Source organism: Kitasatospora sp. GAS1066B, assembly GCF_041262605.1.
Classification (GTDB): domain Bacteria; phylum Actinomycetota; class Actinomycetes; order Streptomycetales; family Streptomycetaceae; genus Kitasatospora.
On record NZ_JBGCCO010000015.1, the window covers coordinates 24,062 to 50,936 of the forward strand.

The following is a 26,875-nucleotide window of genomic DNA, read 5'->3' on the forward strand; positions in this document are numbered from 1 at the left end:
GGGCCGCTCCGCGGATCCGGCCGGGGCCGGGAGGTGGCGAACGGACCGTCAGACCGGCCCCGGGGCCCCCGTCCCGAGGTCCTGGGCCAGCCGGCGCAGGTGCGGGCCGTAGGCGGGGTCGGCGAGCGCGGCGGCGAACTGCGCGGTCAGGTAGGCCAGCGGGTTGCCGGTGTCGTACCAGCTGCCCTGGATCACCTGCCCGTAGACGGCGCGGCTGCCCGCGTAGGCGTTGATCGCGTCGGTCAGGTAGACCTCGCCGGTGCGGTGCTCGTACCAGCGGTTGGTCTGCTCGCGCAGCTCGTCGACGATGCCCGGGGTGATCACGTAACCGCCGATCGCGGCGTAGTCGGAGGGCGCCTCCTCGGGCGTCGGCTTCTCGACCAGGCCGGTGATCCGCAGCAGGCCGCCGTCCAGGTCCTCCTTGACCACCGGGACGCCGTAGCGCGGTGCGTCCGCGCGGTCCATCGGCATCAGCGCGAGCACCGGGCAGTTGGTCGCCTCGTACGCGCGGACCAGCTGCTGGGCGCGCGGGACCTCCGCGACGAAGACGTCGTCGGGCCAGAGCACCAGGATCGGCTCGTCGCCGAAGTTGCGGGCCGCGTTGAGCACGGGGGTGCCGTTGCCGTACGGGCCGTGCTGGTCGAGGTAGGTGAGGTGGCCGGCCCGGGAGAGTTCGCCGACCTCCTCCACCGCGTCCGCGTACCCCGTCTTGCCGGCCTCGCGCAGCTGGGCGACCAGGGCGGGGTTGGGTCGGAAGTGGTCCTGGATCAGCCCCTTGCCACCGGAGACCACGATGGTGATGTCGGTGATCCCGGAGGCGATCAGCTCGCGGACCGTGTGCTCGATCACCGGCCGGTCGCCGACCGGCAGCATCTCCTTCGGCGTGGCCTTGGTCAGCGGCAGCAGGCGGGACCCGAGGCCGGCGGCGGGGATCACCGCGCGGCGGATGGTCTGGGGCATCGGACATCTCCCGTGATCTGGGTACGGGCGCACCGGAGGGCGCAACGACGTTCGACGCTACCAAGGTTGACGGGTGGTCAGGCACTGCCCCCGGGGCGGGCCCGGGTGCGGCCCGGGCCCGCGGGGGTGTGGTCCGACGGCGGGGAGTTGACCCGCGTGGCGCTGCACGCCGGCTGTCAGGCGAGCACCTTGCGCTTGGCGTTCTGGTACTCCTCCTCGGTGAGGTCACCGCTCTTCCTGAGCTCGGCCAGCCGGGCCAGGGCGTCGACGTGGTCGGCCGATCCGCCGCCCGTACTGCCGGCCGCCTCCTGGATGTACGTGCGCATCTCCTGTTCGGCATCCAGCGAGCGCTGGATCTCACGGGCGCCCATGCCCTTGCCGCGCACGATCAGGTAGACGAACACACCGACGAACGGCAGGCAGATCAGGAACACCGACCAGCCGGCCTTCCCCCAGCCACCGACCGAGTCGTCCCGGAACAGGTCCCCGAACACCCGGAAGAGCAGGAAGAACCAGAGGATCCAGAGGAAGATCCACATGGTGGTGAAGAAGACGTTGAGCAGCGGATAGGAATTCACGGGGATCCTCCCGGAGTCGCCTGGCGCCCGCCGCAGGTCGTTCGCAGCGGGCGGGCGCGGGTCGACGGCCGAGCAGCGGGTGCGCTGGCGAGCCGCCAGGAAGTGCTGAAGTCGCCGGTCGCGTCCAGGGCGCGTCTTCAAAGTCCCGCCGGGTCCGCGACGCCGGGCATCCCGCGCCGCGGACCGATCCGACGCGACTTTGAAGACGCGCCCTAGTTCGATACTCCTCTCCTGCGGTCGGTCGGCAAGACGGCGGACCGGGGACGGCCCGGCCGGACAAGCACGCTGTGCATCCGTCAGATCACCGACTGCTACGGTGCTGCTGTCGTCGGCACGAGCTGTGGAGGTGCGGTGTACCGCTGGAGAGCGCTGATCGTCCTGGGGACGGCCCAGTTCCTGATGGTGCTGGACGCCGCGGTGATGAACGTGTCGATCAGCCAGCTGGTCGAGGACTTCCACACCGAGGTGACGGCGATCCAGGCGGTGATCACGCTCTACACGCTGGTGATGGCCGCCTTCATGATCACCGGCGGCAAGCTCGGCGACATGTTCGGCCGCCGGCGGATGTTCATCACCGGACTGGTGATCTACGGCGTCGGCTCCGCGCTGACCGCCGTCGCGCCCACGCTCTGGGTGCTGACGCTCGGCTGGTCGGTGATCGAGGGGCTCGGCGCGGCTCTGGTGCTGCCGGCCCTCGCGGCCCTGGTGGCCGGCGCCTACCACGGCCGCGAGCGCGCGGTCGCGTACGGGGTGATCGGCGGGCTGGCCGGCGCCGGAATCGCGGTGGGACCGCTGCTCGGCGGCTGGCTGACCACCTACCTGACCTGGCGGCTGGTCTTCGCCGGCGAGGTGGTGCTGGTGGTGGCCATCGTGGCGCTGATGCGGTGGATCGCGCCGGAACCGGCGCCGGAGCGGCACGCGCCACTGGACCTGGTCGGCACCGTGCTGTCCGTGGTCGGGCTGGCACTCATGGTGCTGGCCGTCCTGCAGAGCGGCACCTGGGGCTGGCTGCAGCCGCGCAATCCGCCGTTCACCGTGCTCGGCTACTCCCCCACGCTGTTCGCCCTCGCGCTGGGTGCCGTGATCATGTGGGTGTTCTGCTGGTGGGAGCAGCGGCAGGAGTATCCGCTGGTGCGGCTCAGCCTGTTCGGCATCCCGGTGCTGCGCTCCGGGCTGCTGATGCTCTTCAGCCAGAACCTGGTCCTGCTGGGTCTGTTCTTCGTGATTCCGCTCTATCTGCAGGTGGTCCAGAGCCTCGACGCCTTCCAGACCGGGCTGCGCCTGCTGCCGGTCTCGATCACCATGCTGGTCGCCTCGCTCGGCGGCTCGCGCCTGGGCCGGTTCGCCGCACCGCGGACGGTGGTGCGGATCGGGCTGCTGGTGCTGCTGATCGCCACCGTCTGGCTGATCGGCACGATCAAGCCGTCGCTGGACGACGTGTCGTTCGCGCTGGCCATGGCGCTGCTGGGGCTCGGCATGGGCCTGCTCGCCTCGCAGCTGGGCAACGTGGTGCAGTCGAGCGTGGGCGGGGCGGATCGCAGCGAGGTGGGCGGGCTGCAGTACACCGCGCAGAACCTGGGCTCCTCGGTGGGAACCGCGCTGAGCGGGGCGATCCTGATCGGCGCGCTGGCCACCGCGTTCACCAACGACATCGCCGACAACCCGCAGATCTCGGCGGACGTGCGTCAGGAGGCCGGGATCCGGATGGAGGCGGGGATCAAGTTCATCCCCGCCGACCAGGTCGCCGCCGCGCTGGCGACCAGCACGGTCCCACCCGACCAGGCGGCCGCGTTGGTCGACTCCTACCGCAGGGCCCAACTGGACGGGCTGAAGGCGGCGCTGCTGGCCGTCGCCGTGATCACCGTGGCCGCCGCCGCGTTCACCGGCAAGCTGCCGGCGGAGCGGACGACGGAGCAGACCGCGGCCTGAGCGGACGGACCAGCGCGACAGCGGGCCCCGGCCGGACCTGCGGGTCTACAGTGGGCAGAAGATCACGCGGCCAGGCGGGGGTGACGGATGACCTCGGCACTCAACTTGACCAACGGCTCCTCACTGCTCGCCGCCTACGGCGCGCTCGCGGTGCTGCTGGTGACCTTCGTCGAGGCCGGATTCCTGGTGGTGGGGTTCTTCGTTCCAGGCGACACCCTGCTCTTCCCTGCCGGGGTGCTCTGTGCCTCCGCGCCCACGGCCGCCGAGCACCACGGCCCGTACCTCACGCTCTGGCAGGTGCTGCTCTGCGCGGCGGTCGGGGCGATCGCCGGGGCGCAGCTGGGCTTCATGATCGGGCGGCACGGCGGTCAGGCGCTGCTCTCCCGCAGCCGCAGCACCCGGCTGAAGCGCACGGCCGTGCGGTCGGAGGAACTGCTGGAACGTTACGGCCAGCGCAAGGCGATCGTGCTCGGCCGGTTCATCCCGCTGGTGCGCTCGGTGCTCGCACCGCTGGCCGGCGCCCTGCGCGTGCCGGTGCGGACCTTCACGCTCTGGCAGGTGGTCGGCGGGCTGCTCTGGACACAGACCACGATCCTGGCGGGTTACGCCCTGGGCAGTTCGGTGCCGGGGATCGACAACTACCTGCTGCCGGTGGTGCTGGGGCTGGTGGTGCTGTCGGCACTGCCACTGCTCTTCACCCGGCGCAAGAACGACGCGAGCACGCGCCCCGACCGGTGAGGAGGGGACGCGTGCTCGCGGGTGCTGCGGGGCGCTACCGGCTGATCAGCAGGTGATCAGAGCCTGATCAGTAGTTGTGGTGGATCTGCCAGTAGTCCCAGGCCTGGTTCGGGCTGCCGTAGCGGGCGTTCATGTAGTCGTACGCCCACTTGATCTGGGTGGTGGGGTTGGTCTGCCAGTCCGCGCCGGCCGAGGCCATCTTGTTGCCCGGCAGCGCCTGGGCCAGCCCGTAGGCGCCCGAGGACGGGTTGGTGGCGGTCACGTTCCAACCGCTCTCGTGGGTGATGATCTGGTCGAACGAGGCGAGCTGGTTGGCGGGCACGATGCTGGCGGCGATCGACTGCGGGGTCTCGGCGAACGCGGCGCTGGGGGCCACGGCCGCGCCGAGCACGGCGATACCGGCGGCGGAGACGAGCAGGGCGGCGGACTTGCGCATGCGGGTGGTGATCACGGGCATGGGGGAGTTCGACCTCAATCAGGTGGGGGCGCCACCATCCCCCGTAACGACCGCGGGCACGCCACAGCGTGGCCCGACGATCAGGGAATGCGGCACCAGGCGACCCCGCACAGTGCGGGGGCCGGACGGAATCCGCGTCACCCGGAGGACCCGGGCACCGCGGCTGGCGACTTAGCCATTGTTAGCGCGGCCCAAGACCCCCGCCAAGAGCCCTTGTTACGACGCCGCGTCGTAGCAAACCAGCCTCACTTGACCGTCCGAGCGCCACCGCTACCCCCCGCAAATCACCCCAAACCATCCTTTTTCAGACGTCCGCTCCCCCGCTTGACCAGGACAAACACCCACACCCCCGACAGCCGCCCCACCGACACCCCCACCCACCCCGCCAAACCTCGAAAACAGGCAACGATCGGGCGTAGTAGACGCGAAAGGCACGTGAGCACCGTCACCGAGCACCCGGGCGAAATGTCCCTTTTGAAGTGATCTGGGGCACTAGAAATGGCCTGCCCGGCCGCGCTCAGCCGGGCTCAGCCGGGCTCAGCCGCGCCGTCGGCCGGCCCGAACCGCAGCTCCACCCCGATGCCGAAGTGGTCCGAGAGGTACTCCTCCCGTCCGTCCGCCAGCCGCACCGCCTCCCGCAGCACCACCGCCGCCCGCGACCGCACCGCCTGCGCGGGCGGCACGGAGAGCAGTACCTGGTCGATGGCCGGGGGATCCGGCCAGCGCGCCGTCGGCCGGTAGGTCGGCTCGCGATGTCCCGCCAGCAGGTCGCGCAGCCCCGTGGCACGGACGAAGTCGCGGTACGTCGCGCAGTCGCGCGGGACGTTGAAGTCCCCGGCGACCACCAGCGGCCCGGCGGGCCCGGTGAGCTCCGCCGCCCGCACGACGCCGCCGAGCTGCCGCAGCTCCGCCGCCTCGACCCGGGTGTAGCGGTTCGCGGCGGACCAGTCGTCGTCGCGGTTGGCGCTCAGATGGGTGTTCACCACCGTCAGCGGCAGGTCGCCGACCCGATGGCGGGTCACCAGCACCCCCTTGAGCATCAGCCACTCGCGCCGGACCGGCCGGGCCGGCCGGAACAGGGTGAACTCCTGCCCGGTGAGCGGCAGTCGGGAGAGCGTGACCAGGCCGCCCCGGACGATCGGGAAGGCGGGCGCGTAGCCGACCTGGTGGTACGAGCGGGCCACCCGGCGCAGCGCGGCCAGGTTGCGCGCCGACGTCACCTCCTGCAGGCAGACGATGTCGTACTCCGAGCGCTCCAGCACCTCGCCGAGCGCGCGGAGTCTGGCCCGGGCGCTGCCGCGGAAGAGCGTGTTGAACGTCAACAGGCGTACCGTGCCGGTCACTCTGCCCTCGCCCCCAGACTGCGCCCCGATCGCGGCGACCTGGGCCGAGCGTAGGCCCTCCCGGCCCTCCCGGCGCTCCCGCCCCACCGCCGGGCGAAGTTCACCCAGTGGCCGTTCAACGCTCACCCGAGTCGGTAGGCGGCCACGGTCGCGGCCTCCTACCGTACGGGCACAAGGCGCGAGCGGACGGCCGGGATCGGCACCGCTCGGACGCCGCGCTCGGCCGTGCCCAGGCCGAGTCCCCTCGTCGAGCGGAAGATCGATCCAATGCGGGTACTTGAGCAGGCCTCCTCGCTGGGCAGCACTCCGGCCGCCCCGTCCGCAGGTGTCGGGGCCGGTCCGCTGCGCGCGCTGGTGATCACCGGCAGTGTCGGCGCCGGCCACAACGGCGCGGCGTTCGAGTTGGTCCGGCGGCTGGCCGCGCAGGGTGTCGAGGCCGACTGCCGCGACTACCTCGACGCGCTGCCCCGGCGCTACCAGCGCCTGCTGCGCGACGGCTACGAGTTCAGCGCCAGCCGGACGCCGTGGGCCTTCGAGTGGCTGTTCCGCAGCGAGGAGCGCGAGTCGCTGGTGCGCTCCCTCACGATGCACCTCTGCCGGCTGGCCGCACGGGAGTCGGCGCGCTGGGTCGCCGGGGACTACGACGTGGTGGTGACCACCTTCCCGTTCGCCGCGCAGACACTCGGCATGCTGAAGGAGGACGGCACGCTGACCGCGCCCACGGTCTGCTACCTCACCGACCCCGCGCCGCACCGGCTCTGGGTGCACCCCCGGCTCGACGCGCACCTGACGGTCACCCGGGCCACCGCCACCGAGGGCAGCCTGCGGTACGGCGTGCCGATGGCGGCGGCCGGGCCGCTCGCCCCCGCCGCCTTCGGTGAGCGCCCCGACCCGGCGGCCAGCGCGGCGCTGCGGGCCGAACTCGGCGTGCCGCCGCAGCGGCGGATGGCGCTGCTGGTGACCGGCTCGCTGGGGCTCGGTGACGTGATGTCCGCCGTCCAGGCGCTGCGCGCCGCCGAGGACACCGTGCCCGTGGTGCTGTGCGGGCGCAACGAGCGGCTGCGGCAGCGGATCGCGGCGCTGCCCGGTGTGGTGGCGCTGGGCTGGCGCACCGATGTGCCCGCGCTGATGGCGGCCGCCGATGTGCTGGTGCACAACGCGGGCGGGCTCTCGCTGACCGAGGCGCTGGTCGCGGGCCTGCCCGCGGTCAGTTACGAGGTGCTGTCCGGGCACGGTCGGGCGAACGCGGCCACCCTGGCCAAGGCCGGGCTGGCGCCCTGGCCGCGCGACCCCGCGCAGCTGTCCCAGGCGCTGGCCCGGCAGGCCGCCCGCGGCCGGGTCCACCTGCCGCCGCTGCCCGAGCGGCAGCAGGCCGCCGCCGTGGTGGCCGAGTTGGGCCGGGCGTGGCGCGAGCAGGGTCAGCGCCACCCCGAGCAGGCGCCGGAGGCACGCGAGGGGTCGCGCGAACGGAGCGTGCTGCGACTGCGCCGCAGGCGGTCGGCCGCCCGCGCGACGGTGGGCGCCGAGGCGCTCGCCGAGCCGGCCGCGAGTTCGGGCCGGATCTCCTGACCTTGTGTCAGGAGTGCGAGCCGGGACGCCGGACACGGTCTCAGGGTTCATGGAGCGTTAATCTGTGAAGGGCTGAACACGCGTACTATTCTCGCGACCATGTCAGCCATGGAACTCAGGGGACTCCGGCTCCGCCGGACGACGAATCGCCTCCGCCCGCGCCTCGCGGCCTCACTGGCCGCCGGGGCCCTGGCCGTCACCGGACTGGCCAGCGGCACCGGTGTGGGCACGGCGGCGGCCGATTCGCACGGCTTCAAGCCGCCGAAGATCAAGCACGTCTGGGTCATCATGCTGGAGAACAAGTCGTACGAGGCTTCGTTCACCGGCCTGAACCAGAACAGCTACCTGTGGAAGACGCTGCCGCAGTACGGCGAGCTGCTGCGGCAGTACTACGGCACCGGGCACTACAGCCTGGACAACTACGTCAGCGCGGTCAGCGGCCAGGCCCCGAACGCGCAGACCCAGAACGACTGCCCGCAGTACACCAACGTCGCCCCCGGCACCCCGGCGGCCGACGGCCAGGTGCACGCCACTTCCGGGTGCGTCTACCCCTCCTCGGTGTACACGCTCTTCAACCAGCTGGACGACAAGAACCTCAGCTGGAAGGCCTACATGCAGGAGATGGGCAACACGCCCGGCCGCGAGGACCCGTACAAGTGCGGCGTCCCCGGTGACCCGTCCGGCGGCGGCGTGGTGGACCCGGGCGGCGCCACCGCTCAGGACCAGTACGTGCCCAAGCACAACCCGACCGCCTGGTTCCACTCGCTGATCGACGACCCGCAGGAGTGCGCCCAGGTCGTGCCGCTGGACGGCCGCCCCGCCCAGACCGGGCACCCGGCGCTCAGCGGCCTCGCCCAGGACCTGCAGAGCGAGGACAGCACCCCGGCGTTCTCCTGGATCACCCCGGACAACTGCTCGGACGCGCACGACTCGACCTGCAAGGGCGACAACGGCTCCGGTGACCCGAACAACCACCAGGGCGGCCTGTACGCCTCGGACCTCTTCCTGCAGAAGTGGATCCCGCAGATCATGGCCTCGCCGGCCTTCCAGGACGGCGGCATGATCGACATCACCTTCGACGAGGCGTTCCCGCCCTACAAGCTCTACGGGAACTCCACCGCGGACTACACCGGCAACTCGGACCCCACGCTCAACACCCCGACCGACACCGCGCAGTCGGTGGTGGCGTGCTGCAACGAGCTGCCGGGCCCGAACGTCACCCAGCCCGGCGACCAGGCCTTCGGCCAGGACACCACCCCCGGTGGCGGCATCACCGGTTCGCTGCTGATCTCCCGCTACATCAAGCCGGGCACCATCAGCGACCAGCCGTACAACCACTACTCCTGGCTGCGCAGCATGGAGGACCTGTTCCGGGTCAACAAGGGCGGCACCGACGGCCACGGCCACCTCGGCTACGCCGCCATGCCGGGCCTGCGTCCGTTCGGCCCCGACGTGTACAACAACCCGAGCGGCAAGGCGATGCAGCCCGCCGCCATGGGCAGCAACGGCGTCTGGTCGGCCACCGGCCAGCAGCCGCAGGACCAGCCCCTCGTGCTGACGCCCGACTTCACCGGCGCCACCGCCACCGAGGACAGCCTGAAGCCGGGAGCCGGCAAGTGACCCACCGCTCCACCAGTCGAAGCCGCGCCCACCTCGGGCGCGGCTTCGGCCGCATCCTCGGCGCCGCGTCCGCCGGCCTGCTCGCGCTCACCCTGACCGCCGGCTGCGGCGGACCGCAGGACACCGTCAAGACACTCGGCAAGGTGCCGATCCCGACCCCGCCCGCGAGTCCGATCGTGCCCACCGCGGCCCCCGGTCACGCGCAGCTGGTCGCGATGGGCGATCCCGTCCAACTCGCCCTCGACGGCTGGCAGGGCCGGATCACCGCCACCGGCCCCGACCTCGTGAACGCCGCCCCCTCGCAGGGCGCCGCACCGAACTCCAGCTCGCCGGGCACGATCACCGTGGCGCTGAGCGTGCCGACGGGCAGTCAGCAGCTGAGCGCGGACTCGCTGGTCGCCACCGACGAGCTGAGCCACCCGATCGCCCTCACCCCCGACGCCGCGGCGGCGACGGCCACCCCGGGGCATGACGCGGTGCTGCACTTCTCGGGCACCTTCGCCGCCGGGCACGCGACGCTGACCTGGCGCCAGGCGGGAAAGCCGATCGCCACCTGGGACTTCGAGGTCGAGCTGGACTGAGGTCGACTCTGGATGAAGGACATTTGGCGAAGCCATGGGCGCCCTTTGGTGCACTCTTGGTATACCGGAGACCATCCCCGTGGCTTCCCGACTTACGGTCGGTGCAGACGGGTCGTGGACGCGACCCGACTGACATGGGAGGTCTCAGGCATGCGACGTACCATCACCAAGATCGGTAGTCTCGCGGCGGTCTCGATGTTCGCCCTGGCGCTGGCGCAGCCCGCCCAGGCGGCGCAGAGCAGCGGCGCGGGTGTGCGTCCGGCGGCCGATGCGGCGGCCTACTTCGAGTTCACCGACGGCACGGACACCTTCGTCTTCCAGCTCACCGACCCGGCCAGGATCCAGCAGGCCCGGGACATGCTGAGCGGCGTGGACACGGCGGACACCGGTGTGATGGGTACCGTCGTCAGCACCCCCGCCCCGTACAACCAGCCCTGGAAGTACCAGCTCGACCCGAGCTCGGTGAAGTTCTTCGGCATGGCCACCGAGGTGTGCGACGCGAGCGTCTCCTACGTCAACGACCATCTGAGCGAGGTGGGTGGCGCGTTCCTGCCCCGCGCCACCTGGTGCCCCTGGCACTCGAAGCTGACCCGCGAGGTCACCGCGCCGTAAGGCGCCCCGGCCCGGGTTCGCCGAACGGCTTGCGGACCAGGAGGGTGACGCTCGCCCGCTTCACCCCTTCGCCGGGCTGCTGGACCAGCTGTGCGGTGCGGACGAAACCCGCCTGGTCCAGCAGCTCCGCGATCCGCGGTGCCGGCAGCAGGTACCACGCGTAGGACACCGGGTGATCGCCGTAGGCCCGGGTCGGACTCAGCTGCTCGCCGTCCCCCACGTGACCGGCGAGCATCAGGTGACCGCCCGGCGCCAGCACGCGATAGCACTCCGCGAAGACCGCCGGCAGGGCTTCGGGCGGCGTGTGGTGGGTGGAGAAGTGAGCCAGGATGCCGCCGAGTTCGTCGTCCCCGAGCTCCAGCGCGGTCATCGAGCCCAGCTCGAAGCGCAGCTCCGGATAGGCCTGGCGAGCCAGCTCGATCATCCGCGGTGACAGGTCGACCCCGAACGCGGACAGTCCCGCCCTCGCCAGATGCGCCGTCAGATGGCCGGGCCCGCACCCCAGGTCCGCGACCGGCCCCGCGCCGGCGGCCAGCACCAGCTCCGCGAACGCGGCCAGCATCGCGCGCGACAAGGGGGCGAACTCGGCGGGCTTCATGACGCCCCGTGCGTAGTCGACGGCGACCTCGTCGTACGAGTCCCGGACGGCGGCGAGGTAAGCGGGTTCGGTCATGCGCCTGAATCCAGCCAAAGCCGCCAGTCATTGCTGCGCATCAGGGTGCCGCTGCCCGCCGGGTACTCGAAGTCGCACGGGCCGGCGAGGCTGAAGCCGAGGCGGTGGCAGAGGGCGTTCGAGGAGGCGTTCTCGACCGAGGGGAAGGCATGCAGGTACCCGGGAGTGCCAGGCTGTCGCGCGGCCTCGCGCACGACGGCGATCAGCGCCGTGCCGGCCGCCGCCGCGATGCCGCGCCCCTGGTGGGGCGGCAGGACGTTCCAGCCGGTCTCGTAGATCTGCTCGCCCTGCCAGTCGCGCTGGTGATAGGCGATGCTGCCGACCATCTCGTCGCCGAGCAGGACGGCGAACATGCAGCCGCGGCCGGTCTGCGGCATGGCGAGGTAGCGGCGGTGCCGGGCGAGCAACTCCTCCTCCGGTTCGGGGCCGCCGACGTGGTGGCGCATCTGCGGGGTGTTGATCCGCCGCAGCAGGCCGAGCGCGGACTCCGACCAGGGTTCGAGATGGATCTCCATGCGGGGCAGCCTGCCATGCTGCGGGGTGCTCGGGCATCCCATTTCCGCGCCCGCTCGACCGCTCTGACCTGCGCGGCAGCGAGCTTCGCTGCCGCGGATCCGGCGCTACCAGCGCTCCGTGAGCAACTCCGCGAGTCGGTCCGCGAATTCGGTGAGCCGATCAAGCCGGGCCCCGCCGCGGGCGATCCGGAACCCGTGGCGGCGGCCCCACAGAGCGGCCTGGACGGCGTGGAACTGGGCCCACCGCCGGACGCGTTCGCGATCGAGCTCGGCTGCCTCCGCGAAGACGTCCAGCGTGCGGCGGACCGCCTGCCCCCGGTCGGGCGATTCGATGAACGCCAGCGCGCGGGCCTTGAGCAGCGTGCCGCCGTCGTAGGCGGGATCCCCCGCATACCCCTTGGGATCGACGGCCAGCCAGGGCTCGCGGTCAGCACGCAGGATGTTCCTGGCGTGCAGGTCTCCGTGGATGACCACGTCCGGCTGGCTGCGGCCCAGCTCGCGGACGGTCGCCACGGCGGCATCCAGCGCGGAGGGCGCCAGCGTGTGCGTCAGTTCCCGGGAGTCGCGGTGCAGTTGCTCCTCCCAGGCGTCGGCCTGCTCCCGCAGCCGGGGCAGCACGGACGGCGCGGGGATGGCCAGGCGGCGGTTGAGTCGACCCGCGACCGTCGCGATCTCGTCGCCGTCCTCGACCTGGGCCAGGGTGGTCGTCCGGACCCTTTCCAGCAGCATCGCGAAGCGCTCGTCGTCGCGCTCGTGCAGCAGGACTGCCCCGCGTCCGCCCCAGGCCGTGAAGGCGTCCGGCTCGTGGATGTTGCCGGGGTGCGGGAACGACACCTTCAGTACGGCGGCGCCCTCGCCACGGCGGCGTACCGGAACGATGATGCCGACGCCGCCGTACATCACCTCGCCGTCCGGCACGCAGCCCCAGCGTGCCAGCAACTCGTGTACGATCCCCGGAAGTTCGGCCAGCCAGGCCGACCCGGGTGCTCCTTCGCGGGCGACGGTGGCGCCCGCGAACTCCGTTGGTACCTCGATCATTCCGGCACTCTAGCCGCCTGACGATCCGTCAGCCGTACAGCCCCACACCTTCGCCGGCCGCTGCCCGGACCAGGATGGCGGCCAGCTCGACCGGGGCGGAGAGCATCGGGAAGTGGCCGGTGGCCAGCTCGAAGAAGGTGACCCCGGGCTCGGTCAGCTTGGCGAACCGGGGGTCCCCACTGCCGTGCAGGGCACGGGCCACCTCCAGGCTGAGGCCGTTGTCCAGGCAGAACACGCCGGTGGTGGGCAGCTTGCGCCAGGCGCCGGTCAGCTCGATCGGGTCGGTGAGGGTCGCGGCGGGATGCGGGGTGGCCAGGCGGTGGTACCGCTCCAGCTCGGCGGCGGGGATGCCGGCCGGCTCGCTCGGCACCGGCAGCACACCGTCCTCGATCGGGCCCGAGATCCCGTTCCCCGCGAAGCTCGTCAGCACGGACTCGCCGTTCTCCGGCATCCCGGTGTCCACGAACACCACCCGCTCGACCTGGCCCGGCCGCTGGTCGGCAGCAGCCAGCGCGGGGAAGGCCGCGTAACTGTGGGCCACCAGTACCACCCCCGGCCCCTCCGCATCGAGCAGTTCCCGCACGTGCGCGGCGTGCTCGGCGAGCCCGATGCTCCCGACCCCCTCCCCCGCGCGCTCGCCCAGACCGGGCAGCGTCACCGGCACCGCCCGGTGCCCGCCCGCCGTCAGTTCGGCGGCCACCGCCTCCCAGGCCCAACCACCCATGAAGAGACCGGGGACCAGCAGAAACGTCGTCATGGCTGACCTCTTTCGTAGCGTTGCCGTGCTGCTGGACGGACCATAGGACCTCCCCCAGGGGGAGATTCCCATCCGGCTCTTGGCGCGCCTGGATAAGGTCATCGGATGATCACCGATGACCTTGCCCGAGGCAGCCGCGTCGCCATCCGATCCCTGCGGCACGAGGACCGCGCCGAGTTCACCCGGCTCGCCCGTGCGAACGCGGAACTCCACCGCCCCTGGCTCGCCCCGCCGACCACGGACGCCGAGTTCGACGCCTACCTCGCGCGGTTCGAGGACCCGGCCGCCCGTGCGTGCTTCGTCATCTGCCTGGCGGAGACCGGCGAGCTCGCCGGATACGTGGCCGTCAACAACATCGTGCACGGCGCCTTCCGCTGCGGCGCGCTGGGCTACGGTGCGTTCGTGGCGGGGCGCGGACTGGTGGCCGAGGGTGTCGACCTCGTCATCCGGCACGCGTTCACCGAGCTCGGGCTGCACCGCCTCGAAGTCAACGTCCAGCCGGAGAACCTCCGATCCATCGCGCTGGCCAAGCGGCTCGGGTTCCGACTCGAAGGCTTCTCGCCGGACTTCCTGTTCATCGACGGGGCCTGGCGAGGACATGAGCGCTGGGCGATCACGGCGGACATGGTCGACGGCCTCGCGCAAGGCCCGCTCCGGAGGGCGGCCGCTGGCTGACACTCCGTCAACTGTCCATCACATGCGCCATCGTGATCAGCGATCATGCTGCCAGCGGACGATCGGCGGCGGCTACCTGCCGAGTGCGCTTTTGGCGATGAGCGCGGTGGCGGTGTCAGTGATCGTCTGTTCGGTGGGGCGGGGATGCCAGCCGAGCTGGGTGCGTGCTTTGCCGCTGTCGACGAGCCTGGTGCGGCCGAGCTCGGAACACACCATCGCCATCTGCGGGTTGTGCCGCGCGAGCAGTTTGACGACGAGGTCGGGCATGGTGCGCGTGGGTACCTTGGCGGTTTCGTTCGGGAGCTTCTCGCGCAGGATGCGGGCGATGTCCCGGTACCACAGGAAGGTGCCCGAGCCGAGGTAGCGCTGGCCTGCGGCAGCCGGGCTGGTCATGGCGAGGATGTGGAGTTCGGCGATGTCGCGCACGTCGACGATGTTCCAGCCGATGTTCGGCAGGGCGGGAATCTCGCGGGCGAGCAGGCGGCGGATGATCTCGACCGTTCCTGGCCCGTTCGGTGTGCCCAGCGTGGGGCCCTGCATGAACGTCGGGAGGACGGCGGTCAGTTCGAGCCCGGTGGCGGCGGCGAGGTCCCACGCGTCGCGCTCGGCGAGGATCTTGGAGTCGGGGTAGGCGCGAAGCGGGGTGCCGGACGGCGCGGTCCAGGTCGTCTCGGTCGCGGATGTGTCCGGGTCGCCGGTGTCGGCCGTGACGCCGGAGGAGGTGAATACGGCACGCCTGACCCCGGCGCGGGCGGCGGCACCCAGGACGCGGCGGGTGCCCTCACGTGCGGTGGTGATGAGATCGACGCCCGCGCCGAAGGGCATCGGCGAGGCGGTGTGCAGCACGTGGTCGGCACCCGCGATCGCCTCGTCCCAGCCGTCGTCGCCGAGGAGGTCGGCGGCCGCGAACTCGATGGTCGCGGCTGCCTGCTCGCCTGCCTGCCCACTCACGGCGTCGCGTACCTGCTGCGCTCTGTCGAGGCTGCGCACGGTGGTGCGCACCCGGTAGCCGCGCTGGAGCAGGCCCGTGATCACCCAGCCGGCCAGGTAGCCGGTTCCGCCGGTGACGAGCACCGTCTCATTGACGTTACTGTCGGTCATCTAGCCCTCCAATGTCATTGAGTTTCTCATTGATATTTGGAAGGTACCATAGGTCCATGACCGCAAGCCATGACGCGAAGGCACCGACGACTCGTCCTGCGGACGTCGAGCGGAAAGCCGAGATCGTCCGTGTTCTCCTGGAGGTGGGAAACTCCGCGGACGCGGTCGTGGCCCAGGTGCTCGGCGAGTTCGGGGTCCCGACTTCCATCGCCGGCACGCTGAGGGCACTTGCCCCGGGAACCGAACCGCCGACGATGCGGGAGGTGGCAGCCCGCCTGCGCTGCGACCCTTCCACGGTGAGTCTGGCCGCCGACAAACTCCAGAGCATGGGACTCGTCGCCCGTCAGCCCCATCCCGCCGACGGCCGCAAGCGCACCCTGGCCCTCACCGAACAGGGACACGAACTGTGGGAGGCGCTCAGGACGCGACTGCACGCCTCCGGGCTGTTCGCCGGTCTCGACGCGCAGGAACAGGACACCCTGCTCACGCTGCTGACGAAAATGCGAAACCCGCAACGCCCATAGCCGATGCCGCGTCAGCCCTCCGCGCCCCACGGTGGACCCGGAATGATTCAGGGCATGGACATGGGTGTGCACAGGGTGCTGTTCTTCCCGCGAGAGGCGGTGGCCCTCGATGTCGCTCGGGAGCTGTCGGACCTGGGATGCCGGTTCGTCGCGGTTCGTGCGGGCCAGGGCGAGAGGCTGTGGAGCGTCTCCTCCCTCGCCGTCTATCCGGTACCCGAGGACGGGCCGGAGCAGCTAGGGCCTTTCCTCCAGGACGAGAAGCGCAGGTTCGCAGCGTTGGCCCGCAGCCGGGGCGGCGCCCTGCTCACGCACGTCCACAGTTCGTCGGGCGGTGTACCCGCCTTCTCCCGCGACGGACTCGTACACGAGGACGCCACGGCCCGCATCGCGCTCCCCACCCCGCTGCCGGGCCCGCGGTCGCTGCCGCCGGGCGCACCGCGGTGGGAAGGCCTGGACTTCGGGGACCCGGGGACCGAGATCCGTGAGGCGGTTGCCGTGGCGAAGCGGATGCACGGATCACCCGGGGCGGTGCCGCACCTTCTCGAGTTCCTCATGGACGACGCCATCCTCGACGAGATCGACGAACCCGGCGAGGGCACCCGGGAGTTCCTGGCGGACCTGGTGCGGATGGCACACCACATGCCCACCCGGGACGCCGGCGCGGTGTTGATCATCCCCTACCTGGCCGAACTCGCCCGCTCGCAGGCCATGTCGCCAGGTGCCCGGACGAGCCTGCTCCACGTGCTGCTCGGATACGCCTCAGAAATCGACGCCACGGCCGCCGCCTTCGCCGACTGGAGTGCGATGGGCGGCCGGGTCGACGTTCGGCACTTCACGCGTCTGCGCGACGCAGTCGTGACAGAGATTCCGAGTCTCGTCCCGCTCTGGGACCGGGAGACCGACGCCGCCCGCTTCGTACTCGTATCACTTGCCACCTTCTGCCCGGCGCAGACCGCATCCCTCGTGCGTCCCCGCCTGGCCGACATCCCGGCACCCCAGGGCACCGACCGCGCCGATGCACTCGCCCTGGCGACTGCCCTGCTCGGAGAGGACACCAACGCCCTGGACATGGCGTTGCATCAGATAGCCGCCTGGGACAGCACCCTCGCCGAACAACTCGACAGCCCGCATACCCCTCGCCCCCAAGCCGCCCGCGCGGCCCTGGCGGCCTGCGTCAGACGAGACGTGCCCGATGCATTGAGCTGATGACGTCCTGAAGACAGCGTCCGACGCCGTCCGGGAGCGTCCGGGACGGTGCTCGGCCAGTTGTTCTCCGTTCGACCGGGCGGTGAGCTTCGGGTGTGCCCCGGGCCGACTCCGGGGCGGAACCGACTCACTGGAGGAGCTCCATGCGATTCACCAAGACCAGGAAGCGCGCCACGGCTGCCGTGCTCGCCGCGGTGGCGATGGGCGTGATCGGGGTGGGCAGCGCGACCTCGGCCCAGGCCGCCGAGGGCACCTGGACGGTCCGCAGCGGCGGCTGCGTCGCGCTGGAGCAGATCGAACTCCAGGGCGGCCACGACCACATGGCGATCGATCCGATCGCCGACCCCAGCGGCTGCGAGTTCGGCATCTTCAACTCGACCAGCGGGACCCTCCTCGTAGCAGGACCGGCGCCCGTCACCCACGAGACCACGGTCTACGCGGGCCTGGGCACGAACCTGACCGGCTGCCTGATCGCGGACCTGACCGGTACCAGGGTGTGCGACCCTCTCAACTGAGCAGGGACCCGAACGCTCCGGGACGCCGTCCAGGTCACTTCGTGAGCGAGTCGAGCAGCGCCCGGGCTTCGTCCGCCTCGGGTGCGGAAGGCACTCGCCGAGGTCTTCCCGGCCGCCCGCCATCAGCACTGCTGGGTGCACGAGGCCCGGAATGTCACCACCTGCCTGCCGAAGTCCGCACAACCGGGCGCGGCGAAGGCGATGCAGGAGATCTACCACGCGGCGGACCGCGCGCACGCCGAGAAGGCGATCGAGGCGTTCGCCCGCAGTTACGGTGCCAAGTGGCCCGAGGCCGTCGCTAGGATCACCGACGACCAGGAGGAACTGCTGGCGTTCTACGACTTCCCGGCCGAGCACTGGGTTCACCTGCGGACCACGCATCCGATCGAGTCGACGTTCGCCACGGTCAAGCTCCGCACCAAGGTCACCGGCGGGGCCGGCGGCCCGGCCGCGGCCCTCACGATGGTGTTCAAGCTCGTCGAATCCGCCCAGGCGCGATGGCGTGCGATCACCGGCGCCCACCTGGTGCCTCTCGTCCGTGCGGGAGCCCGGTTCGAGAACGGCATCCTGGTCGAGCGCACCAAGGTGGCCGCGTGACGGACATGTTCGCCGCGCCGGAGACCCTGACCGACCGCGATCCGCTCACACCTCGGCACGACGCTCGAGTGACCTTCGAAACATGTGACGATCCGTTGTCGAGAACCAGAAAGAGCGTCAGTGGGCCCGGGGGCCCAAGGGTCTGACATCGAGTCATTGACACTCAATCCAGCCCGGATGAGGGTGGCACCACAGGCGCACAAGTGTGCATCCCAAAAGGAATCCCGCATCCGTGCGCAGCGCTACTCCACGACCGTTACCGGCAACACCCTCGGCCCATCACGGTCACGTCCAGGACATCTACCGCAGCCGAGCCCCCACGCTCAGCCGATTGCGACACCAGAGGACCGCCGCACATGACCGAGCTTCCCACCTATCTTGGCCGCCATCTCGGCCGCCCGCTGGCCGCGGATGAGATGGCCGCTTCCTCCGAGGCGACCATTCCCGCTGCCACTCATCTCCGGGAGGTCGTCTTCACCTCCACGGAACTGTCAGCGAACTGCCCGGTCACCGGACAGCCCGACCTGTACAGCACCACCATCTCCTACCGTCCGACCGGCGGGCTGTGCCTGGAGTCGAAGGCACTGAAGCACTACCTGTGGGGCTTCCGCGACAGAGGGATCTTCGCTGAGGACCTGGCGTCCCAAATTGCGGAGGACCTGCACACGACCCTGAACGCCGCGGTCGACGTCGAACTGATCCAGCAGGTCCGCGGCGGACTCACGCTGACGGTCCGTGCCACCGCGCCGACGGCTGGGGCGGTCGCGTGAACGTGCGAAAGAAGCTCGCCGTTCTGGCCTTCTCCGGCGGTATGGACTCCAGCACCCTGGCTGGACATTACCATCAGAGCGGCTACGAACTGATACTCCTGTCATTCGACTACGGCCAGCGGCACACGCGGGAACTCGCCTCCGCCCGGGCCGTCGCCGCGCACTACGCCGCCGAGCACCATGTCGTGGATCTCACGACCGTCGGGGCCCTCATGCCCGGGTCGGCTCTCACCGACCCCGACGTCGAAGTCCCGGACGGGCACTACGAGGACGAGACGATGCGCATCACGGTGGTGCCGAACCGTAACGCCATCATGGCGAACATCGCCGCGGGCATCGCCGCAGCCAGGGTCGCCGAGCTGGTCGCCCTCGGTATCCACGCCGGTGACCACACCGTCTACCCCGACTGCCGGCCGTCCTTCGTCGACGCGCTGCGGGTATCGGTGGACAGCGCACTGGAGGGATTGCACGTTCCCAGGGTCGAGGCCCCGTTCCTGCACCTTCGCAAGGTCGACATCGCCCTCCGGGCAGCCGAGCTCGGGGTTCCGCTCCAGTTGTCCTGGTCGTGCTATCGCGGCGGCGAACTGCACTGCGGCCGGTGCGGAACGTGCACCGAGCGGCGCGAGGCATTCGAGCTGGCCGGCCTCAGCGACCCCACTGAGTACGAGACACTGGCGGTCCGCTGATGGCACACGCCGTCGCGATCAGCCACAACTTCGAGTCCGCGCACCGTCTGCCCAGCCTTGCCGGCAAGTGCGTCTCCCTGCACGGGCATTCTTGGTGGGCCGAGATCACCGTGGAGGCGCCCGCCACCGAGGCAGGCATCGTGGTGGAGCTCGGAGCTCTCAAGAAGGCCCTGCGCCAATGGATCGACGAGCATCTCGACCACGGCACGCTACTGGGGCCGGACGACCCGCTGGTCCCGATCCTGCGGTCGCACCAGTCCAAGGTGTACGTCGTTCCCGGGGAGCCGACGGTGGAGAACGTCGCGGCGCTGCTCGCCGACGTCGCCGCCAAGGCACTCGTGGGGCTCGACAGCGCCCCCGGTGCCCGCGTCAGCAGGGTCCGGGTGGATGAGACCCGCGCCAACTCAGCCATCTGGCAGGCCGACTGATGGTGGAACTTCGCTCCTCCACCGCTGTGGGGACGGCGGGAGGTGAGGCCCGGCTCGACCCCTCCGCAACCCTGATCGTCGCGGAGGTTTTCGGGCCGACTTGACCGTGCAGGGCGAGGGACCTTCGCTCGGCCGCCGAGCCGGCTTCGTGCGGCTGGGCGGCTGCAACCTCCACTGCACCTGGTGCGACACTCCCTACACCTGGAACGCCGCACGCCACAACCTGCGGGCCGAGCTGACACGTACCGCCGTCGCGGAGATCGTCCCACGGGTCCTGCGCGGCAACCCGGAGCTGGTCGTCATCACCGGCGGCGAACCGCTGCTGCACCAACGGCAGCCGGGATGGACGAGCCTGCTGTCCGCACTCACAGCCGCAGGAGTGGAGGTCGAAGTGGAGACCAACGGCACGCTCGCCCCCACGTCCGGGACCACGGCGGCGGTCACCCGGTTCAACGTCTCACCGAAGCTCGCGCACGCGGGCGACCCGGAAGCGGCCCGCATCCGTCCGGCAGCCCTTCAGTCCCTGCTCAGCACGGGAAAAGCCGGGTTCAAGTTCGTCTGCGCCACCGCGGACGACGTCGCCGAGGTCTCCCGGATCGCCGGTCGACTGGGCATACCGCCCACCGCAGTGTGGGTGATGCCGGAGGGCACCACGGCCGGGCGGGTGACGGCCCGGCTGCCCGTGCTCGCGGAGGCGGCCATCGCCGCGGGCTTCAACCTGACCACCCGACTTCACGTACACGTGTGGGGTGACGAGCGGGCCCGCTGAAGGCCCCCGTCCGCTCGACTCAGGAGCTCGACCCGATGAGGAGGCTCGACTGAGGAGGCTCGACCGTGCTCACCGCTCACTGGGCCTCATCGGCCGCGCTCGCCGCAGTGCCGTTGGCGGCCGGGCTGTCGCTCTACGGCTCTGCCCGCTACTGCGTGGCCATCTGGCGCGGTGAGGCGAGCCCCAACAGCGTGACGTGGTTCCTGTGGGCACTCGCCCCCCTGATCGCCTCGCTCGTCGGCCTCGCCCACGGCGTAGGGCTCGCCGAGGTGACGACGCTGAGCGCGGCACTGGGCGCATTGCTGGTGTGCGTCAGCACAGTCGCGACGAGCCCTCGCAGCTCCATCGGACGGCTGTCCGCCGGGGACCTGGCCTGCGGCGCGCTGTCGCTGGCAGCACTGCTGGCCTGGTGGCGCACCAGTGACCCGCGCACTGCGATCGCGCTGAGCCTGGCCGCCGATCTGCTGGCGGGGCTGCCGACTCTCGCGAAGGCGTACCGCGATCCGCGCAGCGAGTCTGTTGACGCCTACGCGACGATGACGGTCGGGGCAGCGCTGACCTTTGTCACGCTGCGGCACTGGTCCTTCGTCGGCGCGGGCTTCCCCCTGTATCTCCTCCTGCTCAACCTGACGCTCACCTACCTGACCCGCGGCGGACGAGCGGCGCCGACGAACGTCCGCGTCCATCTCCATGACGCCACTACTGAACCAGAGGTCCAAGCATGACTCACCCGGTGGCTACCGAGAGCCGGAGCGGCGCCGTCCGCGGGTTCGACCACAAGAGGGTCGAGGACGCCGTGCGCGAACTCCTCATCGCCGTCGGAGAGAATCCCGACAGGGAGGGGCTGCGCGATACCCCGAGCCGGGTCGCCCGTTCCTACCAGGAGATATTCGCGGGTCTCCAGCAGGAGCCGGAGGATGTCCTGACCACCACGTTCGACCTGGCCCACGACGAGATGGTGCTGGTCAAGGACATCAGTCTGGTCTCCTGCTGCGAACACCACCTCCTGCCCTTCCACGGTGTCGCCCACGTCGGCTACGTCCCCGCCCTGAACGGCAAGGTCACCGGATTGTCCAAGCTGGCCCGTCTGGTGGACGTCTACGCCCGGCCTCCGCAGGTGCAGGAGCGGCTCACCACGCAGGTGGCGGACTCGCTGATGCGGATTCTGGGAGCCCGCGGTGTGATCGTCGTCATCGAGGCTGAGCACATGTGCATGTCCGTACGCGGCATTCGCAAGCTCGGCTCCAGGACGCTGACATCCGCGGTGCGCGGGCAGCTGCGTGACGCGGTCACCCGTGCCGAGGCCATGAGTCTCATCATCGGGCGCTGAGCTCGTGCGGGGCGAGCTCGTCTGAGGCCGCCGCCGGCTGGCACCCCGTCAGCCGCCCATTGAATGTGGCGGCCTGATCGGCGATCATGCTGCTCAACGGACGATCCCGGCGCCACCCCTGCCGCGGTAGCCGCGACCTGGGGAGAGTGCAATGCCGGAGCAGCAGCAGGCCACCGCCGACTGGCAGCCCGCCAGTTTCGAGACTCCGGCGCCGAACATCGCCCGGGTGTACGACTACCTGTTGGGCGGCAAGGACAACTACGCCCCCGATCGTCAGCTCGCCCAGCGGATCGAGCAGACGCTGCCCGAGGTGCACCTGGGCGTGAAGGCGCAGCGGGCGGTGCTGCGGCGGGTGGTGCGGTACCTGGTCGGGGAGGCGGGGCTTCGGCAACTGCTGGACATCGGCTCGGGGTTGCCGACCGCCGACAACGTGCACCAGATCGCGCAGGCGCTCGACCCGGCCACCAAGGTGGTGTACGTCGACCACGACCCGGTGGTGCTGGCCCACGCCCGCGCGCTGCTGGCCGACAACCGGGAGACGGTGGTGGTCGCCGGGGACCTGCGGCGGCCCGCCGAGCTGCTGGCCGATCAGCGGCTGCGGGCGCACCTGGACTTCGGGCAGCCGGTCGGGCTGCTGCTCTGCGGGATCCTGCACTACGTGCTGGACGAGGAGGAGCCGGCCCGGATCGTGCGCGAGCTGGTCGACGCCCTGCCGTCCGGCAGTTACGTCTTCGTCCACCACCTGCTGGCCGCCGGTGACGACGCCGAGGCGGCCGCCACCGAGGCCATCCTGCGCCAGGGGGTGGGCCGCGCCCAGTTCCGCACCATGGCGCAGGTGACCGAGTTCTTCGACGGCCTGGCGCTGGTCGACCCCGGGGTGGTGACCGTCTCCGAGTGGCACCCGGAGGCCGATGCCCCGAAGCTCGGCGAGAACCCGGTGCTGCGGCTGGCAGCGGTCGGCGTGGCGCGCAAGCCCTGAGCGCACCTGCCAGGTGTCGCACAGGCTCGCCTATCGTGTCGTCGTGCCCACAGTCCAGGTCGGCGAGCTCGACGTCTACTACGAGGTCCACGGCAGCGGCCCGCCGCTGCTGCTGATCGGCGGGCTCGGGGCGGACCTGACGCTCTTCGCTCCGCTGACCGAGCGGCTCGCGCAGCGCTACCAGGTGATCGTCTTCGACAATCGGGGTGCCGGGCGCTCCGGGAAGCCCGATCAGCCGTACTCGATCCCGCTGATGGCCGACGACGCGATCGGGCTGCTGGACGCGCTCGGCATCGCGCGCGCCCACCTGCTGGGCGTGTCGATGGGTGGGCGGATCGCCCTGGAGATCGCGATCGGCCGTCCCGAGCGGGTCGACCGGCTGGTGCTGGTCGCCAGCTCGGCCGCCGGGCGCGGCCGGCTCACGGTGTCCTGGCCGATGCGGCTGCTGGGGATGGCCAAGCGGCTCGGGCTGGTCCGGCGTGAGCACGCGCAGCCCGATTACGCGTTCCGGCGCCAACTCGCCGCGAGCGTCGGGTACTCGGCCCTCGACCGGCTGGGCGGCGTGCGGGCGCCGACGCTGATCCTGCACGGTCGCCAGGACCGCTCGATGCCGCTCGATGCCGCCCTGGCGACCCGGGCCGGCATCGCCGGCGCGCGCCTCGAACTCTTCGACGGCGGGCACCTGTTCTTCCTGCTGGCGCAGCGCGCTGCGGTGCTGGACCGGGTGGAGCGCTTCCTGAGCGAGGCGCGGTAGCGCGGAAGGGCTCCAACGGCGGTCAGGGGTGGGCGAGTTCCAGCACCACGATCCCCGCCAGCACCGTGGCGCTCGCGCCGATCCGCCGGCGGCCGAGCGGCTCGTGGAAGACCAGGGCGCCGATCGCGGCGGCGATGACGATGCTGGTCTCGCGCAGCGCCGCGATGGTGGCCAGGTCGCCGCGGGCCTGTGCCCAGACCACCAGGCCGTAGGCGAGCAGCGAGAGCACCCCGCCGCCCAGCCCGCGCAGCAGGAACGGCCTGAGCTGGCCGAACAGGGCCGGGCCACGCAGCACGCAGGCGGCCACCGGCAGGACCACCCCCTGGCAGAGGTAGAGCCAGGCGAGATAGCCGGACACCGTGCCGGAGTGCCGGACCCCGACGCCGTCGGTGATCGTGTAGCCGGCGATCATCACCCCGGTGCCCACGGCGGCGGCCAGCGAGGGGAGTTGCTCGCGACGCGGCAGGCCGTCAGCGACCGCGAGGCCGGCCAGGCCCAGGCAGATCACCGCGACGCCGAGCACTCCCCCGCCGGTCAGCGGCTGGCCCAGCGCGAGGGTGGCGACCACCGCGACCAGCAGCGGCGAGGTGCCGCGGGCTATCGGGTAGAGCTGGCCGAAGTCGCCGAGCCGGTAGGTCTGCAACAGCAGGACCTGGTAGACGACCTGCAGCGTGGCGGACCCGGCGATGAACGGCCAGGCCGCCGGCTGCGGCAGCGGGGTGAGGCAGACCGCGACGGCGGCGACGCCGGTGAACGCCAGGCCGATCAGCACGAAGCCGACCAGCTTGTCCTTGATCGCGTGGGCCAGCGCGTTCCAGGTCGCGTGCAGCACGGCGGCGGCCAGCACCACGTACGGCACGGCCCCGGCGCCGGGCAGCGCCGACGGGCCCGCCATCGAGAGAGCGGCCACGGACATGAGCACACCTTCCGGTCGTGGAACTTATTTCCGCGCTATCGTAGACCCATGGAATCCAGTTCCGTGAACGACGGTCAGCTCGCCGCCCACATCCGCGCCCATCTACCGGAGCTGCGCGACGCGGAGGCACGCGTCGCGCAGGTCGTCCTCGACCAAGGCGCCGAGCTGGCGAACCTGACCATCGGTGATGTCGCCGCACTGGCCGGCACCGCACCGTCCTCGGTGGTCCGCGCCTGCCAGCGGCTCGGCTTCCGCGGCTTCCAGCAGCTGAAGCTCGCGGCCGCCCGTCAGGCACCGCGCCCGGCCGCCGGCCAGGACCCCGCCTCCCAGGACCCGGCCGCCCGGGCGCTGGCCGACACGCTGCGCGCGGCCCGCGAGGCCCTGGACGGGCTGACCGCGACCCTGGACCCGACGGGCCTGCGCACCGCCGCCGAACTGCTCGACGCGGCGAGCCGGGTGCTGGTGATCGGCGCCGGGCTCTCCGGCGCGGTGGCACTGGACGCGGCGTACCGCCTGCGCGCCCTGGGCTGCGCCGTCGACGCGCCGGCCGACCCCAGCACCGCCCAACTGGCCGCCGGGCTGCTGCCGCCCAGCGCCGTCTGCCTGGCCATCAGCCACACCGGCGCCACCCGCACCACGGTTGACGCCGCCCGCCTGGCCCGGGACGCGGGCGCCGACGTGATCGCCCTGACCAGCACCGCCCACTCCCCGCTGGGCGAGCTGAGCAGCCGCACCCTGGTGGCCGGCGGCCAGGACCTGATCCTCGGCCTGGAGACCGTCGCCAGCCGGCTGGCCCACCTCGCGGTGATCGACGCCCTCGCGCTGACCCTGCTGACGCTGCGCGGCGCGAGCGCGGAGCAGGCGCTCTTCCTGTCGGCCGGCATCACCGCGGACCACCTCTACTGACCTTCCGGGGGCAGCGAGGCCGGCCAGCAGGGCCGGTCGCCGGGGTCGGTCACCGGGGCCGGTCAGCGCCCAGCCGGTGCCCGCCGAAGCCGTTGCCGCCGCCCGCGTTCTGCCACCACTCCTCGATCGCGCGCTGGTCCATCGCCGCCCAGTCGGGGGTCTCGGTGACCTGGGCCCGGCCCAGGCTGCGGCCGAGTTCGACGGTGGCCCGGCCGAGCGGGGCGCGCTCGGCACTGTAGGCGGCCAGCGCCTCGTCCAGGGTGGCCGCCGAGCCGAGCGCGTGCTCCAGCGCGGCGGCGTCCTGCAAGGCCTTGATCGCGCCGCTGCCGGTGTTGGGGCGGGCGATCGCGGCGGCGTCGCCGAGCAGCGCGAGGCGGCCGTCGGCGAAGCGCGGGGTGGCCATGTCGTACATGGGCTGGACGAACCGCTCGTCCGGCGGGGTCCGCGCGATCACCTCCTGCCAGTACGGCGGGAAGTGCTCGTCCACCAGCTCCTGCTGATGGCGCGCCAGGTCGGCGGGCACGGCGCGCGGGTGGGTGCTGGTCGGGTCGGCGAAGCGGGCCGCGGCAGCGGGCGGCGGGACCGCGTAGAAGACCCAGTTGACGGCGGTGCCGGTGCCCTCCCTCCCGGGGATCCGGTAGACGATCATGTGGCCGCCGGGCCAGACGACGGTCGCCGCGTCCGCCTCGCGGAAGGCCTCGGGCGGGTCGGGCAGCCGGTCGGCGGGCAGGGTGCCGCGCCAGGCCAGGTAGCCGCCGTAACCTGCCACGGCGTCCGGGTCGATCGCCGCGCGCACCAGGGAGCGGTAGCCGTCCGCGCCGACGACCAGGTCGAACCGCTCCTCACCGCCGTCCGCCAGGCGCAGCCGCACGCCGTCGGCCTGGGGCTCGACTCCGGCGACGGCGGTGCCCGTCCGGTACCGCACGCTCGCCGGGATCCGGCCGCGCAGCTCGCGCCAGAGCGAGCCCCAGCTGTACGAGCGGAACGGCATCGGCAGCGCGGCGATCTCCCGCCCGGCGTGCTCGGCCCCGTCGCGTACCACCCAGGGCCGCCGGGCCAGTTGGACCCACGGCATGCCGGCGTCGAGGTAGCCGGCCGCCGCCAGCTCGGCGTACCGGTCGTTGTGCAGCGCGAGGCCGACGCCCAGGTCCTGGAGCCGCCCGGTGGACCGTTCGAACACCACCACCTCGGCCGCACCCGCCCGCGTCGCGGCGAGCGCGCCGGCGCACCCCGCGATACTCCCGCCCACCACGGCCACCCGTGCCCCGCGTACCGCTGCCACCTGGTTCCCCCCTGCGTTCGCCCGTTGCCGACGGCGTACGGGACACGCTACCGACTCCCGACGATCA

The 26,875-nt window shown here is 71.6% G+C and carries 30 protein-coding genes and 1 pseudogene; 20 read left to right on the plus strand and 11 right to left on the minus strand.

All coding sequences use genetic code 11. From position 1 onward, the window contains the following. Positions 1–48: 48 nt before the first annotated feature. A complete protein-coding gene (locus ABH937_RS18380; RefSeq protein WP_370218848.1) occupies positions 49–960 on the minus strand; it encodes a UTP--glucose-1-phosphate uridylyltransferase in 912 nt (303 codons plus the stop codon). 176 nt (positions 961–1,136) lie between these two features. After that, positions 1,137–1,538, minus strand: a complete 402-nt coding sequence (locus tag ABH937_RS18385) for an SHOCT domain-containing protein (protein WP_280691968.1) — start codon at positions 1,536–1,538, stop codon at positions 1,137–1,139. A 351-nt stretch (positions 1,539–1,889) separates the two neighbouring features. On the opposite strand from ABH937_RS18385, the gene ABH937_RS18390 reads away from it, so the two are divergent. After that, positions 1,890–3,467, plus strand: a complete 1,578-nt coding sequence (locus ABH937_RS18390) for an MFS transporter (protein WP_280691969.1) — start codon at positions 1,890–1,892, stop codon at positions 3,465–3,467. 87 nt (positions 3,468–3,554) lie between these two features. Next, positions 3,555–4,205 carry a DedA family protein gene (locus ABH937_RS18395; protein ID WP_280691970.1) on the plus strand — a complete coding sequence of 217 codons (651 nt, stop codon included), beginning with the start codon at positions 3,555–3,557 and terminating at the stop codon, positions 4,203–4,205. Between the two features lie 67 nt (positions 4,206–4,272). On the opposite strand, the gene ABH937_RS18400 is transcribed toward ABH937_RS18395, so the two are convergent. Together ABH937_RS18400 and ABH937_RS18405 are read right to left on the minus strand one after the other, a co-directional pair. Then, entirely contained in the window at positions 4,273–4,662 is a 390-nt protein-coding gene (locus ABH937_RS18400) for a transglycosylase SLT domain-containing protein (RefSeq protein WP_280691971.1), read from the minus strand. A 527-nt stretch (positions 4,663–5,189) separates the two neighbouring features. Continuing rightward, positions 5,190–5,984, minus strand: coding sequence for an endonuclease/exonuclease/phosphatase family protein (locus ABH937_RS18405; RefSeq protein WP_280691972.1), 795 nt, complete (start codon positions 5,982–5,984; stop codon positions 5,190–5,192). Between the two features lie 288 nt (positions 5,985–6,272). Between ABH937_RS18405 and ABH937_RS18410 the strand changes: the two genes are divergently transcribed. From ABH937_RS18410 to ABH937_RS18425, 4 genes are all read left to right on the plus strand, one after another. Next, positions 6,273–7,574, plus strand: coding sequence for a glycosyltransferase (locus tag ABH937_RS18410; RefSeq protein WP_280691973.1), 1,302 nt, complete (start codon positions 6,273–6,275; stop codon positions 7,572–7,574). A 108-nt stretch (positions 7,575–7,682) separates the two neighbouring features. Next, positions 7,683–9,194: an alkaline phosphatase family protein gene (locus tag ABH937_RS18415; RefSeq protein WP_370218849.1), complete on the plus strand. Its 1,512-nt coding sequence runs from the start codon at positions 7,683–7,685 to the stop codon at positions 9,192–9,194. Further along, entirely contained in the window at positions 9,191–9,775 is a 585-nt protein-coding gene (locus tag ABH937_RS18420) for a hypothetical protein (protein ID WP_280691975.1), read from the plus strand. The genes ABH937_RS18415 and ABH937_RS18420 overlap by 4 nt, the downstream gene beginning before the upstream one ends. A 150-nt stretch (positions 9,776–9,925) precedes the next feature. Further along, positions 9,926–10,387 carry a calmodulin-binding protein gene (locus ABH937_RS18425; protein ID WP_280691976.1) on the plus strand — a complete coding sequence of 154 codons (462 nt, stop codon included), beginning with the start codon at positions 9,926–9,928 and terminating at the stop codon, positions 10,385–10,387. Here ABH937_RS18425 and ABH937_RS18430 read toward each other — a convergent pair. The 4 genes from ABH937_RS18430 to ABH937_RS18445 all read right to left on the minus strand — a co-directional run bounded on the left by ABH937_RS18430 (position 10,374) and on the right by ABH937_RS18445 (position 13,370). Beyond that, positions 10,374–11,060: a class I SAM-dependent methyltransferase gene (locus tag ABH937_RS18430; protein ID WP_280691977.1), complete on the minus strand. Its 687-nt coding sequence runs from the start codon at positions 11,058–11,060 to the stop codon at positions 10,374–10,376. The two genes, ABH937_RS18425 and ABH937_RS18430, sit on opposite strands and share 14 nt — an antisense overlap. Then, positions 11,057–11,575 (minus strand): GNAT family N-acetyltransferase, encoded by a 519-nt coding sequence (locus tag ABH937_RS18435; RefSeq protein WP_370218851.1) that lies wholly within the window; start codon positions 11,573–11,575, stop codon positions 11,057–11,059. The genes ABH937_RS18430 and ABH937_RS18435 overlap by 4 nt, the downstream gene beginning before the upstream one ends. 105 nt (positions 11,576–11,680) lie before the next feature. Continuing rightward, positions 11,681–12,613 carry an aminoglycoside phosphotransferase family protein gene (locus tag ABH937_RS18440; protein WP_370218852.1) on the minus strand — a complete coding sequence of 311 codons (933 nt, stop codon included), beginning with the start codon at positions 12,611–12,613 and terminating at the stop codon, positions 11,681–11,683. A gap of 28 nt (positions 12,614–12,641) precedes the next feature. Continuing rightward, positions 12,642–13,370: an alpha/beta fold hydrolase gene (locus ABH937_RS18445; RefSeq protein ID WP_370218853.1), complete on the minus strand. Its 729-nt coding sequence runs from the start codon at positions 13,368–13,370 to the stop codon at positions 12,642–12,644. Positions 13,371–13,475: 105 nt separating this feature from the next. Here ABH937_RS18445 and ABH937_RS18450 point away from each other — a divergent pair, with 105 nt between their 5' ends. Continuing rightward, the gene (locus ABH937_RS18450; RefSeq protein WP_370218854.1) at positions 13,476–14,045 is read left to right on the plus strand and encodes a GNAT family N-acetyltransferase; all 570 of its coding nucleotides are present in this window, start codon (positions 13,476–13,478) and stop codon (positions 14,043–14,045) included. Between the two features lie 72 nt (positions 14,046–14,117). Here ABH937_RS18450 and ABH937_RS18455 read toward each other — a convergent pair whose 3' ends face one another. Next, positions 14,118–15,146 (minus strand): NAD-dependent epimerase/dehydratase family protein, encoded by a 1,029-nt coding sequence (locus ABH937_RS18455; protein WP_370218855.1) that lies wholly within the window; start codon positions 15,144–15,146, stop codon positions 14,118–14,120. Between the two features lie 56 nt (positions 15,147–15,202). Between ABH937_RS18455 and ABH937_RS18460 the strand changes: the two genes are divergently transcribed. The 12 genes and pseudogenes from ABH937_RS18460 to ABH937_RS18515 all read left to right on the plus strand — a co-directional run bounded on the left by ABH937_RS18460 (position 15,203) and on the right by ABH937_RS18515 (position 23,704). Continuing rightward, a complete protein-coding gene (locus ABH937_RS18460; RefSeq protein ID WP_370218856.1) occupies positions 15,203–15,670 on the plus strand; it encodes a MarR family winged helix-turn-helix transcriptional regulator in 468 nt (155 codons plus the stop codon). Between the two features lie 54 nt (positions 15,671–15,724). Then, complete coding sequence (locus tag ABH937_RS18465) at positions 15,725–16,876, plus strand: hypothetical protein (RefSeq protein WP_370218857.1); 1,152 nt, start codon at positions 15,725–15,727, stop codon at positions 16,874–16,876. A 143-nt stretch (positions 16,877–17,019) separates the two neighbouring features. Beyond that, the gene (locus tag ABH937_RS18470; protein ID WP_370218858.1) at positions 17,020–17,391 is read left to right on the plus strand and encodes a hypothetical protein; all 372 of its coding nucleotides are present in this window, start codon (positions 17,020–17,022) and stop codon (positions 17,389–17,391) included. 87 nt (positions 17,392–17,478) lie between these two features. After that, a pseudogene (locus ABH937_RS18475) lies at positions 17,479–17,988 on the plus strand (transposase); the annotation flags it as partial. A gap of 356 nt (positions 17,989–18,344) precedes the next feature. Continuing rightward, positions 18,345–18,758 (plus strand): hypothetical protein, encoded by a 414-nt coding sequence (locus tag ABH937_RS18480; RefSeq protein ID WP_280691985.1) that lies wholly within the window; start codon positions 18,345–18,347, stop codon positions 18,756–18,758. Further along, positions 18,755–19,444: a 7-cyano-7-deazaguanine synthase QueC gene (gene queC / locus ABH937_RS18485; protein ID WP_370218859.1), complete on the plus strand. Its 690-nt coding sequence runs from the start codon at positions 18,755–18,757 to the stop codon at positions 19,442–19,444. Before ABH937_RS18480 ends, queC begins: the two co-directional genes overlap by 4 nt. Next, positions 19,444–19,872, plus strand: coding sequence for a 6-pyruvoyl tetrahydropterin synthase family protein (locus ABH937_RS18490; protein ID WP_370218860.1), 429 nt, complete (start codon positions 19,444–19,446; stop codon positions 19,870–19,872). Before queC ends, ABH937_RS18490 begins: the two co-directional genes overlap by 1 nt. A gap of 106 nt (positions 19,873–19,978) precedes the next feature. Next, complete coding sequence (locus tag ABH937_RS18495; RefSeq protein ID WP_370218928.1) at positions 19,979–20,641, plus strand: 7-carboxy-7-deazaguanine synthase QueE; 663 nt, start codon at positions 19,979–19,981, stop codon at positions 20,639–20,641. Positions 20,642–20,706: 65 nt separating this feature from the next. Then, positions 20,707–21,366: a hypothetical protein gene (locus ABH937_RS18500; RefSeq protein ID WP_370218861.1), complete on the plus strand. Its 660-nt coding sequence runs from the start codon at positions 20,707–20,709 to the stop codon at positions 21,364–21,366. Next, positions 21,363–21,971, plus strand: coding sequence for a GTP cyclohydrolase I FolE (folE, locus tag ABH937_RS18505; RefSeq protein WP_370218862.1), 609 nt, complete (start codon positions 21,363–21,365; stop codon positions 21,969–21,971). The genes ABH937_RS18500 and folE overlap by 4 nt, the downstream gene beginning before the upstream one ends. Positions 21,972–22,122: 151 nt before the next feature. Next, complete coding sequence (locus ABH937_RS18510) at positions 22,123–22,950, plus strand: SAM-dependent methyltransferase (protein WP_280691990.1); 828 nt, start codon at positions 22,123–22,125, stop codon at positions 22,948–22,950. Between the two features lie 43 nt (positions 22,951–22,993). After that, the gene (locus tag ABH937_RS18515; protein WP_370218863.1) at positions 22,994–23,704 is read left to right on the plus strand and encodes an alpha/beta fold hydrolase; all 711 of its coding nucleotides are present in this window, start codon (positions 22,994–22,996) and stop codon (positions 23,702–23,704) included. Between the two features lie 22 nt (positions 23,705–23,726). Here ABH937_RS18515 and ABH937_RS18520 read toward each other — a convergent pair whose 3' ends face one another. Continuing rightward, the gene (locus ABH937_RS18520) at positions 23,727–24,620 is read right to left on the minus strand and encodes an EamA family transporter (protein WP_280691992.1); all 894 of its coding nucleotides are present in this window, start codon (positions 24,618–24,620) and stop codon (positions 23,727–23,729) included. A gap of 48 nt (positions 24,621–24,668) precedes the next feature. On the opposite strand from ABH937_RS18520, the gene ABH937_RS18525 reads away from it, so the two are divergent. Continuing rightward, complete coding sequence (locus ABH937_RS18525) at positions 24,669–25,526, plus strand: MurR/RpiR family transcriptional regulator (protein WP_370218864.1); 858 nt, start codon at positions 24,669–24,671, stop codon at positions 25,524–25,526. Between the two features lie 49 nt (positions 25,527–25,575). On the opposite strand, the gene ABH937_RS18530 is transcribed toward ABH937_RS18525, so the two are convergent. Then, positions 25,576–26,808, minus strand: coding sequence for an FAD-dependent monooxygenase (locus ABH937_RS18530; RefSeq protein ID WP_370218865.1), 1,233 nt, complete (start codon positions 26,806–26,808; stop codon positions 25,576–25,578). Between the last annotated feature and the right edge of the window lie 67 nt (positions 26,809–26,875).